The 15086-nt window shown below is 36.8% G+C and carries 10 protein-coding genes; 3 read left to right on the top strand and 7 right to left on the bottom strand.

Annotation, left to right across the window (positions count from 1 at the left end; translation table 11 throughout):
- The first annotated feature begins 176 nt into the window (after positions 1–176).
- Entirely contained in the window at positions 177–422 is a 246-nt protein-coding gene (locus tag BN1066_RS06300) for a YuzB family protein (protein ID WP_077318598.1), read from the top strand.
- A 405-nt stretch (positions 423–827) separates the two neighbouring features.
- Here the strand turns inward: BN1066_RS06300 and BN1066_RS06305 are convergent, their stop codons facing one another.
- The 6 genes from BN1066_RS06305 to BN1066_RS06330 all read right to left on the bottom strand — a co-directional run bounded on the left by BN1066_RS06305 (position 828) and on the right by BN1066_RS06330 (position 8769).
- Positions 828–1208, bottom strand: a complete 381-nt coding sequence (locus BN1066_RS06305) for a RidA family protein (protein WP_077318599.1) — start codon at positions 1206–1208, stop codon at positions 828–830.
- Between the two features lie 35 nt (positions 1209–1243).
- Positions 1244–1873 (bottom strand): lysozyme family protein, encoded by a 630-nt coding sequence (locus BN1066_RS06310; protein WP_077318600.1) that lies wholly within the window; start codon positions 1871–1873, stop codon positions 1244–1246.
- A 1192-nt stretch (positions 1874–3065) separates the two neighbouring features.
- On the bottom strand, positions 3066–5072 hold the full coding sequence (locus BN1066_RS06315; RefSeq protein ID WP_077318601.1) for a TRAP transporter permease: 2007 nt from the start codon (positions 5070–5072) through the stop codon (positions 3066–3068).
- Positions 5065–5601 (bottom strand): DUF1850 domain-containing protein, encoded by a 537-nt coding sequence (locus BN1066_RS06320; protein ID WP_077318602.1) that lies wholly within the window; start codon positions 5599–5601, stop codon positions 5065–5067. The genes BN1066_RS06315 and BN1066_RS06320 overlap by 8 nt, the downstream gene beginning before the upstream one ends.
- Before the next feature lie 784 nt (positions 5602–6385).
- Positions 6386–7399, bottom strand: a complete 1014-nt coding sequence (locus tag BN1066_RS06325; protein WP_077318603.1) for a TAXI family TRAP transporter solute-binding subunit — start codon at positions 7397–7399, stop codon at positions 6386–6388.
- Between the two features lie 329 nt (positions 7400–7728).
- Positions 7729–8769 (bottom strand): NAD(P)H-dependent flavin oxidoreductase, encoded by a 1041-nt coding sequence (locus tag BN1066_RS06330; RefSeq protein ID WP_077318930.1) that lies wholly within the window; start codon positions 8767–8769, stop codon positions 7729–7731.
- 332 nt (positions 8770–9101) lie between these two features.
- On the opposite strand from BN1066_RS06330, the gene BN1066_RS06335 reads away from it, so the two are divergent.
- Positions 9102–10376, top strand: a complete 1275-nt coding sequence (locus BN1066_RS06335; protein WP_077318604.1) for a hypothetical protein — start codon at positions 9102–9104, stop codon at positions 10374–10376.
- Between the two features lie 565 nt (positions 10377–10941).
- Here the strand turns inward: BN1066_RS06335 and BN1066_RS06340 are convergent.
- A complete protein-coding gene (locus tag BN1066_RS06340) occupies positions 10942–14109 on the bottom strand; it encodes a DEAD/DEAH box helicase (RefSeq protein ID WP_077318931.1) in 3168 nt (1055 codons plus the stop codon).
- A gap of 194 nt (positions 14110–14303) precedes the next feature.
- On the opposite strand from BN1066_RS06340, the gene BN1066_RS06345 reads away from it, so the two are divergent.
- Positions 14304–15071: an ABC transporter ATP-binding protein gene (locus tag BN1066_RS06345; protein ID WP_077318605.1), complete on the top strand. Its 768-nt coding sequence runs from the start codon at positions 14304–14306 to the stop codon at positions 15069–15071.
- Positions 15072–15086: the final 15 nt, after the last annotated feature.

Here is a 15086-nt window from a genome sequence, read left to right on the forward strand (position 1 = left end):
AGGATAAAAAGGACCAAGAAGTTCAAGGCGGCGATGTTTCGAGCAGTGGAATGTATACAGTAATACATGAACAGCGCAGAAACAAGACAACGCAGGAATTCGACGTGTCATTTTTATGCGAGTTTTGAACATCCTATCTAGGGTAACTTGAAATAGAAAGAAAGTGATAGCACAAAATGGGCATTGTCGTAGTTGAAGTCTGTGACGGAAATGCAATCACTTCTATTGATATAGAGGAAATTTTAGAACGGGAATTTCCCGAAGTAGCTGTGCTTATAAACGATTGTTTATCATTTTGCGGATTATGCCGGGTGAAACCATTTGCAATCGTAAACAATAAACGCATTTTCGGAAACACACCAGAAGAATGCTTAGATAAAATTAGAGCAGCTATTAAAGAAGAACTGGCTAAATATGAATAAGAGCCCGTTCTTCTTTTTATATTAGAAAAATTTACACATAGATTAATTAAACGTGGTAGAATTTTGGGGTTGCATATGTACAACTAGCAGGTAACCTGCGTTAGCTGTATAGCCAACTTATTTATTTTGGCAATTTCCCGGGAAATATGTCGTAAATCACATCAGCATAAAGTAAATCTTATCCGTGAGGGTTTTTCTTTATCGCCGATTGTTAGAATGAACAAAATTGGGTATTTGACTTGCAGCTGGATTCCTTGCTTTTCCTCCTAGGGCTTACCCCCTAGCATGGTGGTGAAGTCTTACTGCCAGTTACGTCAGGATAAATAGTACAAAATGACTAATTGACCTTTAATAAAGATTTATTTTGTTGGGTTATAATACATAAAATTTTGCATCCTCGGTCTCTTAAGCGTCCATATTGATAATAACATCCATCTCTACTAAAGCATCTTTCGGTAGCTTACTAACCTCCATGGTAGATCTCGCAGGATACGGTTTTTGTAAAAAACTTCCATATATTTCATTAACAATTGCAAAATCATCCATCGAGTTTAAATAAATAGAAAACTTAACCGCTTTTGATAAATCCGCTCCTGCTTGCTTAACTATTGCTTCAATGTTTTGTAAAACTTGCTTTGTTTGGCTCTCAATCCCTTTTACCATCTGGCCAGTTTCTGGATTGATACCAATTTGACCAGATACAAACAGCAAATTATCGGTCTGGATAGCCTGTGAGTACGGGCCTAAAGCAGCTGGTGCTTGTTCGGTTTGAATTGCTTTATTCATCCTATTTCCTCCTTTAAACAATTATGCTATTTCGATTACTTCTCTTGTTTTAACTCATCCCTATACGCCATTACGGATTTCACGTAGTATATATCTCCATAACAAGCATCAAGTTCTCTCGCCCCATCACGTAAGCAACGATATTTCTCTTTATCAGGATCGTTAGCATACATTTCCTGCGAAAAGTGAATTGCAGCTTCCTGTGAAAAGCCCTTTCCCTGTTCATTGAGATAGTTAATAAATCCTCTGCCAAAATTATAAGCCTGTACTGCTACGAGTAAATCTTCGTCTGCATCATTTAACGTTTGAGAAAAATAATAAATACCTTGCTTAATGGATATCTCTGGATCTTTGATACAGTTTCTCTTTCCACAATAACTCTCAGATGCTTGCATCGGATCATCTCCTCGCCCGCCAGATTCTTGCATCATGATCGCAAGAATGGTGTCAACATGTTTTTCGATACCGAATTGTTTTGCATACTTTTCGACAAGCGGACGATAGGCTTTTACGTTATCGCTAATCAACGAATCCGTTTGCCCAGAAGACTGGTTGTTGTCTGTTTGATTAACCAATAGCGGAATCCCGGTAAACAAGACAATAAAAACGATAGCAATAAACATAGCTTTTTTAATTGATTTTGATAATCTCTTGTTGTGTTTCATCTTATCTTAATCCTTTATCATGTAAGATACAAGTGTGCTGACAACCCACCTGAATAGCAAAAAAGAAAGGCTGCTTTATCAGATATATCTGGTGTCCAATCAGAAAAGCTTGAAGTAACATACAGAATCACGCCAATTAAACTGCTAACCAATATGTATACTAATATACTCTGCTCACGCCTTATTTGTCTCAAACTATAGTACAAAATAGCAACAAGTATGATAGAAACCATCATATGAAGACCAAATTCGCTTCATTCGTTCCATGCGTTAAAAACAGGGATATAGTCAACATTTAGTAATAAGGTGTATCATGTGGACGCAACTAGTTGAATAAGCTTTAAACAACCTCCAATCTAAAATCCGTAATAAGCCAATTGTTACTAGTTTACTAATTCCCAATATTCCCCTTTACTCTGTATCTATTATATTAAAACAATTCTTCTTTATTTCAAAGTGAATGAATGAGAAACAGTTCATTCATCTTCTATATTAAGTCCAAATAGACTTGAAAAATATGAGTAAATGGGTTTGTTTTTTTATATATGCGGCAATACCTCGTCTACATGATTTAGAGGGGAACGACGAACACCAAAATGGAAACCAGTAATTTTTACACTTATATCTATATCCAAACATGTATAAATAAGCACACCATGTTCTTTAGCAATGGCTTGCAGTGTCTCTAATTGCTGGAAGTGATTTTTTTAGCTCCATTCTTATTCGCTCGAGCAATATTTATTATAGATTCTTCATCTAATGATAGATCCCTATCAAAATGTCATCAAATCCCTGCTTATGTAAAAATAATGCCTCTTAGGAGCAATAACACTTTAATCCTTGAAAAACAGGACGTGATGCCAAAATGCGCTTTAGTACAGGGATAGACCGAATGGATTCGAGTCAGATTGTTTTACCACTTGCATTTCATCTAGGTTGTTTAAAGGAAGGATTAATTTTGGTTTTACCTTTAAATCTATTTTTTCATTCATAATGCCCCCTACTCACCTAAAAACTAGCTTCTCTTCCATCTCTATCTGAGACAAGCTGCAAATGCGCTTGGAATAAGGTGATAAGATTCTTGTAATTCACTTTTTTCAAGCATAAAATAAGGGTGATCCGTTTATTTGATCACCTTTCCGAGAGTACTATCTATTCTGAATATTGGTTCTTTATAAATGTGATTATTCCATTAACCACTGGCTGTTTTTTGTATTTCCTCTTCATCCGAACCTTTTGATCGCTTCAGATAAAATTGCCCAGCGATCATAATAATAAATGCCACAAGACCAAAAAGATCCGTATTACCTTCCGGATAGATTAATAATAAACCAACTGCTATTGCTAGCAAACGAGCTAACCAATGAAGTTTTATATACCAAAACCCAATTAACCCAGCTCCAATAGCAATCATCCCAGTAATTGCCGTAATCAAAATCCAAGTAACCTCTAGAATCGTTGCATCAATCATCAACAGTTGCGGTTGTAATACAAACATGTATGGGATGATAAAGGCCGCAATTGCCAGTTTGGCAGCATTTGCCCCGGTACGAATTGGTTCGCCACCGGAAATTCCTGTCGCTGCAAAAGCAGCTAACGCAACTGGAGGCGTGATGTCTGCAACAATTCCGAAATAAAATACAAACATATGCCCCGCTAAAACCGGAATTGCAACCTCAAGTTGATTGTTTAACGCTAAAATAGCTGGTAAAGCTATTGTCGAGGTAATAATATAATTTGCTGTTGTCGGTGAACCCATTCCTAAAACAATGGAAGTAATCATTGTAAAAAATAGAGTCAATAGTAATTGTATTTCTGCAGAGGTTGTAATAGCTTCTGCCATGCTTACTAAACTATTTCCTAATTTTAATCCAAGCCCGGTTTTCGTTACTACACCTACAATAATTCCCGCACATGCTGTTGCTGCAGCGACTCCTAAAGCAGTTCTCGCTCCTGAAGTCAACGCTATAATAAACTTTTTCGGCGTAATTCTTGTATCTTTTCTAAACAAACTCACTAAAACCGTTATCCCAATACCATATAATGCTGTTCGTTCAATACTAAATCCTTCAAATAACAACCAAACAATCGCTATAATAGGCAAAAGCAAATGAATCTTCTTTAAAACTTCCTTTTTTGGTGGAATTTGCTCCTTTGGTAAACCATAAAGCCCGAGGCGTTTCGCTTCTAAATGTGTCATGATCCAAATCCCTGAAAAGTATAAAATAGCTGGAATTAAAGCCGCTTTAGCTATCTCCCAATATCCTACACCCGCAAACTCAATCATCAAAAAAGCAGCTGCACCCATTATCGGTGGCATAATTTGACCGCCGGTTGACGAAGCTGCTTCAACTGCACCTGCAAAATTTGGTTTATATCCTAATCGCTTCATCATTGGTATTGTATACGAACCAGTTGTAACCGTATTGGCAACAGAACTTCCAGAAATAGTTCCATTTAATGCACTGGAAAAAATTGCAACCTTTGCTGGTCCACCAGTACGCCTTCCAGCAAGAGAAATGGCCAAATCATTAAAATAATTTCCGACGCCCGTTTGGACAAGAAATGCACCAAATAATAGAAAGAGGAAAATATAGGTCGAGGAAACTTGCAAAGGTGTACCTAAGATACCTTCTGTTGTAAAAAACATGGAATTGATAAGCTGCTCTAGGCTTAATCCTCTATGCGCAAGCATACCAGGCATTTGTCTACCAAAGAAAGCGTAAATTAAAAATAGAGCGGCAATTACCGTTATTGGTAAACCGACAGCGCGCCTTGTTGCCTCTATGACCAATATTATCGCTAATCCCCCAATAACCATTTGTACTTGGGAGATACCGCCAACCTGCTGAACAATCGTATCATAATATAATGGCCAGTACCCACATACGATGATTGACAACATTACTAGAATATAGTCATACCATGCCACTTTATGCTTTATCCCTTGTTTTTTTCTAGCGGGAAATAGCAGGAAAATTAATGATAGAGCAAATCCTAAGTGTATCGTTCTCTGAATATACGCTGTCTTTTGTCCAAATGCACCCGTATATAATTGAAAAATAGAGAAGGATAGTAGACCTATAAAGACGATGGCAGCAGCTACTCCGGCTAACTTTCGCGTATTAGATTCCGCATCATACTTCTGTAGCAACTCTTCTTGCTCTTGTCTCGTAATCTCATCTTTTGCATCATTCATGTATCCTCATTCCTTTCAAGAATTGCCATAACGTTAGGTTCTCAATCTTCAACGTAAACCAATCACCAGGCTTAAAAAATTCATTTAAGTAAATCTGATTTTCCGCATATTCTCCCCATACTAAACGATTTTCAGAAACAACTTTCCCGTTTCGTAATTTAATTTGTTGAAATTGATTGTTCAAATTTTTAATATGGTACTTCCCATTCTCATAGGAAAACTCTTCCCCATTTTGTGCATTAGCAGGCATACCGATCCCAAATTCTTCAAAAATGATTTCCGTTTGCCGAATCGATTGTTGTTCAGTAACAACATATTTTTCGATCACATCTTTTAAATGAATAGAATGTGTGAAAATTAATTGAAATTCTTCGCCTTCATTAATTGGTAAAAATGCAGCAACTCGCTCTGTATTCTCTTGATAGAATATTAATGCCGAACGAAAAGGTACAAATAGCATGATCCATACGATTATGCAAAGGAGCAAAATAGTGATGAGAAGATATTTTTTTCTGTATATTCCCTTCATATTCATCTCACCTTAGATTTAATAAATTAAAGAGGATGGTCAAAAGATATGTCGAAATTCCTCGTCATTAGAACGTATAAAACATTACTGCTAACGTTAAAATAACGCGAACAGAATTTTAAAATTCAACATAAAAAGCACAACGCCAGCAGCTACGTTTTCTTTACCCGCTTATTTCATCGCTACTTCGTGTATTCAAATACATTCACTTTGCCACTCGAGACGGCTTTCCTTCGAACTTCGATACACAAGACGTCAATCGACATGGACTCGAATCTAAAGAAAGGCCGACGAAAAACGGGCTTGCCGTCCACCGTCGGCATCCCCCTTTAGAATGTTTTCTTTTTCGTAAAGAACTCTCCAGTCTGTACATCGCTAACCGACTGCTTCTAGCTTTTGTTCTCCTAGAAAAAGAAGGACATTTTTTCTATATGGGATGTACGATTACGGAGCTTCCCTTATCCTGTTACAATGCTGATACTATCGTAGGGAGTAGGAAGTTTATTACAGCTTGAGCGCACACTAGACGAAGCTCGTTTCAAAAAACAATATCCATTATGCTCCAAACGGATATTGTTTCTAGATAATAATGAAATCGTCAACAAAAATACATTGCGTTTTTCCAAGGTCGTATCCGATCCTAAGCTTTTACCACCTTTTTGAACACGAACTTAAAGCACAGATAGCATGAAACTTTCCTAAACCTGAAAGGCATTCGAGTTAAACATGAAAGAGCCGGCAGCAAATTACTCATTATAGATTTAAAGCCGGCCATGAAATAACATTACTCCGATGAAGATACTCCTTCTTCGTCAAAGTATTTTTTAGCACCTGGATGTAAGTCAACACCGATACCCTCAAGAGCAGACTCCTTCGTTATATACTCACTTTTATCATGGGAAATTTTATCTGTATTATCATATATTGCTTTCGTAATATCATAAACAACATCTTCCGAAAGGTCTGTTGTAACAGCTAACATGGCTAAAACAGCCACTGTTGGTACATCATTCTTTATATCATACGTTCCTGCTTTTACTGTATCACTCGCATAATATGGATACTTTTCTATTAAGGCGTCCACTTTATCCTGTTCAATTGGCACAATGCTAACATCTACTTGTGCTGCTAATCCTTCGACTGCTCCAGTTGGTGTCCCTGCAGTAATAAATGCTGCATCAATGTTTCCGTCTTGGATACCCCCAGTGGATTCACCAAAATCAAGGTTTTGTGCTTTAATATCGTCCATAGACATATCGTGAATTTCTAGAATTTGTTCAGCATTGACATACGTTCCAGAACCAGGGGCTCCTACTGAAACGGATTTTCCAGCTAAATCTTTCACAGAATTAATGCCAGAATCCTTTGTTGTAACAATTTGAATGGTTTCTGGATAAAGCGAACCTAATGCTACAACATTATCAATAGGATCACCTTCGAATGTATTAATACCTTCAACAGCATTCGACATGACGTCTGTTTGTACAAATGCTATTTGTGCATCCCCATCCCTTAGTGCAACCACATTGTCCGCAGAAGCATTGGATGATTGTGCATCTGTTTGAATACCTGTTTCTTTACTAATAATGTTGGCCATCTCTCCACCCAGTGGGTAATAGGTACCACTTGTACCGCCCGTCAACATGCTTAAGAATTCCGGTTTTTCAGTTGTTTTTTCATTGTCTCCTTTATTATTTGCATTAGCTTTTTCTCCTTCATCATTTCCACCACAGGCAGCTAAAAATAATGTAAATCCAAATAGAATTGATATCAACCATAGCCATTTTTTCTGTTTCATGAAAATTCTCCCCCTTTTAGCATAATATCGAATATATTTTACCCTGTTTAGTATTTTATTGTCAAACTATTATAAACAGAACAAATAGGTTAAATATTATAACTGTAAGCGAAAACAATATTATTTGAAAACATTTTATTTAGAAATAGGAACGAAACAAAGGCGATCATCTAACGAAATTAAAAGAAACTGTCTATAATTGACTCGTTTCTGATAGCTAAGGTTTTTTCTTAATGTAATACTCGGCTCTCAAAGTGGGAGACTTACGGTACCTTACATACGGGATAAACAGAAAACAGATTAGTTCGCCACAACTAATCTGTTTTCTGTCATCTATTACTTAATGATTGAATTATTGCGCTTACTGTTTCTTCTCTTGTTATACTACCGACCCGCTGCCCCGCCCATAATGATTGATATTGCGGATTAGCTTGTTGTTGAGCTACTTTTCGGATATCCTTTGTTAATTCATTTTGAATCGGAAATGGCATCGCTGGTACCTGTTTTTGCTCCAATTCTTTAATAAATGTATTTACGATTCCCCTTGCAGGACGACCGGAAAAATATTTAGTAATCACTGTATCCTCATCATTTGCTTTGATTAATGCATCCTTATAAGAATCAGCTGTACCCGCTTCCTTTGCTACAAGAAAACGTGTACCAAGCTGTACCGCTGCTGCTCCCATCGCTAATAAGCCTTCTATCTGCTCTTTGCTATAGATTCCCCCAGTAGCAATAACAGGAACCTCTACTGCTTCAATTATAGAAGCAAGTAAAGAAACTAACCCTATATCACAGCCGTTCGGATATTTCTCCATATGAAAAGTTCCACGATGTCCACCTGCTTCATACCCTTGAGCAACGATCATATCATAACCTGCTGCTTCAAGCTGCTTCGCTTCCTCAACATTCGTCGCCATACCAATTAGAATTACCTGATTTGCTTTTAGCTTTAGAATATGCTCCTTGGAAAGCAGTCCAAATGCGGTACTGACTATTGGCACTTTTTCTTCTAAAATAACCTCTATATTTTCCAGCAAATAATCCATTGTCTGTACATGATCCATGCCACTGGTAATCCCTAACTCTTCACGGAATTTGTTTAATTCCGCTTGCATACCCGAGACATCATCTGAAAAAGCCTTTAAATTGGTGGCAAAAACATTCACCGCAAATGGCTTTTTTGTTTGTTGCTTTATTTGCTGAATAGTTTTTCGCAGTGACTCCGGGTTCATATAGCCTGCCCCAATTGTTCCCAATGCTCCTTCATTTGCCACTGCTGCTACTAATTCAGGCGTAGTAATCCCACCAGCCATTCCTGCTTGAATAATTGGTATGTTAACACCTGTAAGTTGCAAAAAACGGTTCATCCCATTTTCTCCTCCTTCTAATTTCCAGATAATTTGATCATACCATGAAAACATTAATAGATTAGCATTTTCCCCCATTCTTAAAAATCTGTTTTTAATAGAAACTATTTTCTCATTAGATGATATTACAAAATAGATTTAACAGGTATATTCAAATATAATCTTGACAATTATCAGAAGATTGGCTACCATATTGCTAATCTAAATAGGACTACAACTTTCTTACTTGTATAAATCACACTAATACTTTAATACATTAGCGCGTTTTCTTATTAATCATGTTATCTATCATGTGGCAAGTACTACAAAATATAATTTATAGGGGCGATACGATGAGGATGAAAGTGGCCATATTTGGCAGAAAAGCAATGGTCAATCATACGAATAAAGTTATGAATAGTTACAAGGATATGGAATTTAATTTTTTTCTTTACTCTAACATGGAAGAGATCAGATTATTAATCGATAAAGCATACCTATGTGATATATTTCTGTTTACAGAACAACTCCCTTACTTGTTTATCAAGAAGAAATTAATTCGAAAAAAACTTCCCTGTATTCATGTTTCGTTTGATGAATACATGTTATTAACTACATTGCATCAGCTGCAAACAGAAAAAACAAAAGCACACAAGCGATTTTCTATCGATGCTTGCGATGACAGACCGGTTAAAAATGTCCTGTCTGAATTAGGCATTCAAGAGAATGAAGTTCACATCTTAAAAATGGACGAAACAATGTTTATCAATTATCACCAAGTTACCAACTATCATCAGCATTTATGGGAGCAAGGGAAGATTGACTTCGTATTGACCTCCTTAGATGAGGTAAAGCATACGCTAAAACAAAAAAACATTCCCGTTAGTTGTATGTCAATCCCCAAAGTAAATCTGGCAGCCGCAATTGATGAAGCAAGGAAAATCGGACAATTATACAATTACCAAAAAAACAACGTTCAAGTTGTAATAGGATACCTAGAATTGAAAGGAGTAAACCAACCAGGCAAAGAAGCTTGCTATACATTACATCAGCTTATTGCCGAATTTGTTCAGCAAACGAAGGCAACGGTTGTTACCAATCATGATAAACAACTTGTACTTTTCGGCACAAACCCAGTCTTAGAGCAAATAAAACAGTATTACCGTGACTTTCCATTATTACACATCATTGAGCAACAACTAGAAGCTCCGGTTGCTATGGGATTTGGTGTAGCTTTAAACGCCAACGAAGCAGAAAAAAATGCCCGACTAGCATTAAAATCCGCTCAAGCTACAAATGATAGTAAGTGCTACCTCGTTAATCAGTGCCAAGATATCATTGGTCCAATTGGTGTCCCGAAAACCTTTGACACTTCCAAACTATACCATGCACTCATTCATGAAGCACGTTTAAACAATGATCTATCTTATAACTTTATCCAGTTTATTACGAAACGAAATAACGAACCTTTCTCCTCCCATGATTTCGCCTTACACTATAAAGTGACCAAGCGTAGCGCCGAGCGTACTATTAATAAGCTGTTATCAGGCAAGGTTATTAAAATAGCCGGCGAAGAGAAGCCTTACGTGAGAGGAAGACCAAGAAAGCTGTTTAATTTAAATTTATGATCCACCGTTTACAAACAGCTTCCTAACATAGCCGGTCAGAAAGAAGAAAATGATTCATTACATTTATAGGAACAAAAGCTAGAAGCCTCGGTTAGCAGCGTACAAACCGGAAAGCTTCTGAAGCGATAAAGGGAAACTTCATTTCTTGGAGCGCTTTTCCCAAGAAATGTTAGTACCGTAAGGAAATGACCTAAAGGCCCTTGAACCAATCGGGGATTTAGGTGCCGGTTTCGATAACTTAAACTTCTCCGTATTCTCTCAGTTGTAATTTTACGGCACCTTACATACGGGATAAAGGGAAACTTCAATCAAGGAGTACCTTTCTCCTTGAAAAAGAAGAACGCTTTTTCTGCGTGGGATACATATTCAATGAAGCTTTCCTTGTCCTGTCAATCCAAATAAATCAGGAATGTTGGAGTCGTTTTTCTTATCCTGTCCGCCTATGTTTTTTGGTCAATTTACATCAGATATTCTTATAAAGGATTTAATCATTTCTACCTTGATTCGTTTCCCTTGATGATTTTAAAACAAGATTTTCGTACAACTAATAGCCGGTTAAAATGTTCTAGATATTTAACAACTCACGAATATCATCTTCACTTAAGGAAGAAAGCATTGTCTCTCCTGGTTGGATAACTTGATCAATCAATTCACGTTTTTTCTGTTGTAACTCATAAATTTTTTCTTCAATCGTTCCTTCTGTTATTAAACGAATGACTTGAACGACATTTTTTTGTCCGAATCGGTGAGCTCGCCCTGTCGCTTGGTCCTCAACAGCAGGATTCCACCATAAGTCATATAAAATAACGGTATCTGCGCCTGTCAAATTTAGTCCCGTGCCACCAGCCTTAAGAGAGATTAAAAATACATCATTTTCACCATTATTAAATCGTTCACTCATCTCTAAGCGTTCCTGTGATGATGTTTGCCCGTGCAAGTAGAAATAGCCAATTCCTTCATTTTCTAACCGATGTTTAATAATTTCATGCATGGATGTAAATTGCGAGAAGATCAGCATACGCTTTCTATTTCTTCTAGCATTGCGAATAGTTTCCATGAGCTGGATAAGCTTTCCAGATTCTCCTTGATAATTTTCAATAAACAAGGAAGGGTGGCAGCAAATCTGTCTAAGTCGGGTTAACCCCGCTAAAATTTTCATTCGATTTTTCTGGAAGCTGCTTTCACTTATCGTCTGTTGAGCTTCCTTCTGTAATTGTCGGTGATACCCTATATACAATTCTTTCTGATCTTTGGTTAGTTCAGATGTATGAACAGTTTCGATTTTATCCGGCAGTTCACTCAACACATCCTGCTTTAATCGGCGCAAAATAAACGGTCTTGTCATCATTGCAATTTTGTCATAAGACATTTGTTTAAACGTTCTTTGATTCGGCATAAGTCCGGGAAGGATGACTTGAAAAATAGCCCATAGTTCATCAATCGAGTTCTCAATCGGTGTACCACTTAGGGCAAATCGACGTAATGCATTTATTTTCCGGACTGCTCTTGAGGTTTTTGTTGCGTAATTTTTAATAAATTGAGCTTCATCAAGAATTAACGTTTGAAATGATAGCTCCTTGTATATATCAATATCTTGCCGTACTGTTGCATAAGAAGTAATCCACACATCCATTGTCTGGGAACTGGCAATTTTCTCTTTTCGTTCCTGTGGTGTTCCTGTTAAAACAGCTACTTCTAAATGTGGGGTAAATTTTGCAAACTCATTTTTCCAATTATAAACAACGGAAGATGGTGTCACAATTAAGTGTGGATACTCTCCTTTTTCTGAAGCAAGATAACAAATACTTTGTAATGTTTTTCCAAGACCCATATCATCTGCCAAAATCCCGCCTAAGTTATACTCACTTAACGACTTAAACCACTGAAACCCTGTTTCCTGATAACTGCGTAAGGTAGCATTTATTCCTTCCGGAGGCGGATATACCTGCTCTTCGGGTGACCTTAGGTGATGCAAGAGTTTGCGAAATGATACATCATAATTTTTATCTGTTTTTAGTAATTCATCCACCTGCGTTCCTCGATAAACAGGAACTTTAATGTTATTTTCGGCAATATCCTTTGCATCAATATCCATATCAGCAAAAAATTGTCTTACAGATGAAAACGAGTCGCTTTCGAGTGACATGAAAGCCCCACTATCTAACCGGTAATAACGTTTTTTCTCAATAACAGCTTCTAAAATGCGGCTAATATCTGCTTCACTAACCCCATCAATATTAAATCCAATATCTAGTAAATTAGAGGAACGTTCTACCTGTACCTTTGTATGAGCAATTGGCTCCATCTCTACTAATAAGTTACGGATTTCTGCTGTTAAAAACAGTTCTACATAATCATCTAGCTTTGGCAATGTATAGTAAACAAATTCATACATATCCTCTTCGTTTTCCATATGAATATATAGTTCTTTTCCATTATAATGAAAATCAGCATATTCAATCAGCTGCATAATTTGCTGTTCTTTTTCAACATCTCGAATGATGATAACATCATTTTTTTCTCTACCATTAAATGGATCTATTATCTCCTCTCCATAATGATATTTCAATTGACCAACGATCCATGAATCCTTAAATTCTAAATACAACTCAGCCTTAAGCGGAAACTGAACAATTTCTTGAGCTACTTTTTCTGTAATTTTTACGTCGCCAACCTGTTTCAACGAAGGAATAACCGTTGAAACAAACTCATCAGCCTGATGTTTCGCTATCGGCAACTCTAAGTCATAACGTTGAAATTGACTTAACTCTTTTACAATAGGCACTTGCTGTTGTCTGGGAAAATAGAAAATGCCATCAGCAAATAACAGTTCATAATTGGTTAAGTAGACTAGATCGTTTACTCGGTTCATCTCAAGGACTAACCCTTCCTTATCGTTTGCCGATAAGGAAAAAGCAAACGGCATTTGTCCTTTTTGAATGGAGACAGCTGAATAGTTTTGTTCACGTGTGATCACCGTAAGTGACCGCTCAGCCATTTGTTCTAATAACGGCTTTGCTTCAAGCGGAGGTATAATAATAGAACGTTTGCTTTCCTGATTTTTTATAAAGGAATAATCAAAGTGATAAACACGCTCACTTTGTAAAATGGCATATAACTTTTCAAGAATATTCATATCTTCACGGGAAAATGTATGGAACTCTGGACTATAAGCAAACAGCTTAGTCAGTGGATATTCCTTTCCCTCTATAATATGTGTAAGAAGTGCTTCGGCGTCTTTGACAACGTAACACCGCTTTTCTCCTACTTTTATCTCTACTTGGATTTGCTTTTGAACCTCCAACTTACAAATGTACTCTACCTTTAGTTCTGTTTGCTTCATGATCTGCGAATGTTTTCTCTCTAATTGCGGTGCATTATTTAATGCGTTCATAAAGCTTTGCGTCAAATCATAGTCATAAGATGAAAAACCCGGTCGTACTTGATTATCTTGATTCACTAGTTTAATAAGCACGGCAGCAATATGTTTACATGTTCCAAACGTATCAAATGCTGGACAGTCACAAGACGTATCGATCGAACCTTGGGCTAAATTTTTTACATTTATTTCAACATAATAATCCTCAGATCCATATACCGTCGCTGACCATTCCTGAAAATTTATATCGTATAAAAGATCACTAACTCTATCTTGCAAATAGTATTTTAATCCACGTTTATAAATAGCCGAAGGAAATAACTTTTCCACATTAATATGTTTCATACTTTTCAAAATAGAATTACCTTCCTTTACTAATTCGTATGTTTCTATTGTAAACAAGTTTCCCCTGTTTTTAAACCAATCTTAATTTAACTGCTATTATTTAAAGGCTTACAAAACTGTAAGCTTGTTGAAAGGAAAATCCATACCTTCATTTTCCAGTTAGCGATAAGCTATTCATAGCAATTAACGTTGGAGGTATGATCATGAGTCAATACGTATTAGAAGTAAATCATCTAAATAAATGTTATGGAAAAAATAAAGAGAATCAATTTCACGTTTTAAAAGATGTCGCTTTCCATATAGAAGCAGGCGAATTTGTTGGGATTATGGGACCTTCTGGTGCAGGAAAAACAACCTTACTAAATGTTATCTCAACATTAGATCAGCCAACAAGCGGCACCATTGAAATTGCCGGTACCAATATTACTACAATGAAACAAAATCAATTGGCCGATTTTCGTTCCCAACAGCTTGGATTTATTTTTCAAGACTTTAATCTATTAGAAAACCTTACTGTCTATGAAAACATCGCCTTGCCTTTATCTTTACAGGGAGTAGCAACAAAGCAGATTAAACCAAGTGTATTAAAAGTCGCAAATAATCTGGGCATCCAGGACATCCTTACAAAATATCCAACGGAAATATCAGGTGGACAAAAGCAACGAGTTGCTGCTGCACGTGCCCTTATCCACGAACCCGCCATGATACTGGCTGATGAGCCAACGGGTTCACTCGATTCCAAAAATGCGAAAAGCTTAATGGAAACATTGGTGCATATGAACGAAAACCTCGGTACATCCATTATGCTTGTAACCCATGACCCGCTTAGCGCCAGTTATTGCAAGCGTATTTTATTTATTCAAGATGGTCAACTGTATAAAGAAATCCATCGGAATCATACACGAAACGAGTTTCATCAAAACATACTGGATGTTCTTTCTGAATTTAACACACCAAGCGAATTGAATTAGAAGGTAGGTCATACA

The sequence above is a fragment of the Virgibacillus proomii genome (assembly GCF_900162615.1).
GTDB classification, from domain to species: domain Bacteria; phylum Bacillota; class Bacilli; order Bacillales; family Amphibacillaceae; genus Virgibacillus; species Virgibacillus proomii.

Bases quoted from the DNA above. Each gene is read 5' to 3' on its own strand.
- BN1066_RS06300 (WP_077318598.1), top strand. From the start codon at position 177: ATGGGCATTGTCGTAGTTGAAGTCTGTGACGGAAATGCAATCACTTCT.
- BN1066_RS06310 (WP_077318600.1), bottom strand. From the start codon at position 1,873: ATGAAACACAACAAGAGATTATCAAAATCAATTAAAAAAGCTATGTTT.
- BN1066_RS06305 (WP_077318599.1), bottom strand. From the start codon at position 1,208: ATGAATAAAGCAATTCAAACCGAACAAGCACCAGCTGCTTTAGGCCCG.
- BN1066_RS06335 (WP_077318604.1), top strand. From the start codon at position 9,102: ATGAGGATGAAAGTGGCCATATTTGGCAGAAAAGCAATGGTCAATCAT.
- BN1066_RS06345 (WP_077318605.1), top strand. From the start codon at position 14,304: ATGAGTCAATACGTATTAGAAGTAAATCATCTAAATAAATGTTATGGA.
- BN1066_RS06315 (WP_077318601.1), bottom strand. From the start codon at position 5,072: ATGAATGATGCAAAAGATGAGATTACGAGACAAGAGCAAGAAGAGTTG.
- BN1066_RS06325 (WP_077318603.1), bottom strand. From the start codon at position 7,399: ATGAAACAGAAAAAATGGCTATGGTTGATATCAATTCTATTTGGATTT.
- BN1066_RS06330 (WP_077318930.1), bottom strand. From the start codon at position 8,769: ATGAACCGTTTTTTGCAACTTACAGGTGTTAACATACCAATTATTCAA.
- BN1066_RS06320 (WP_077318602.1), bottom strand. From the start codon at position 5,601: ATGAAGGGAATATACAGAAAAAAATATCTTCTCATCACTATTTTGCTC.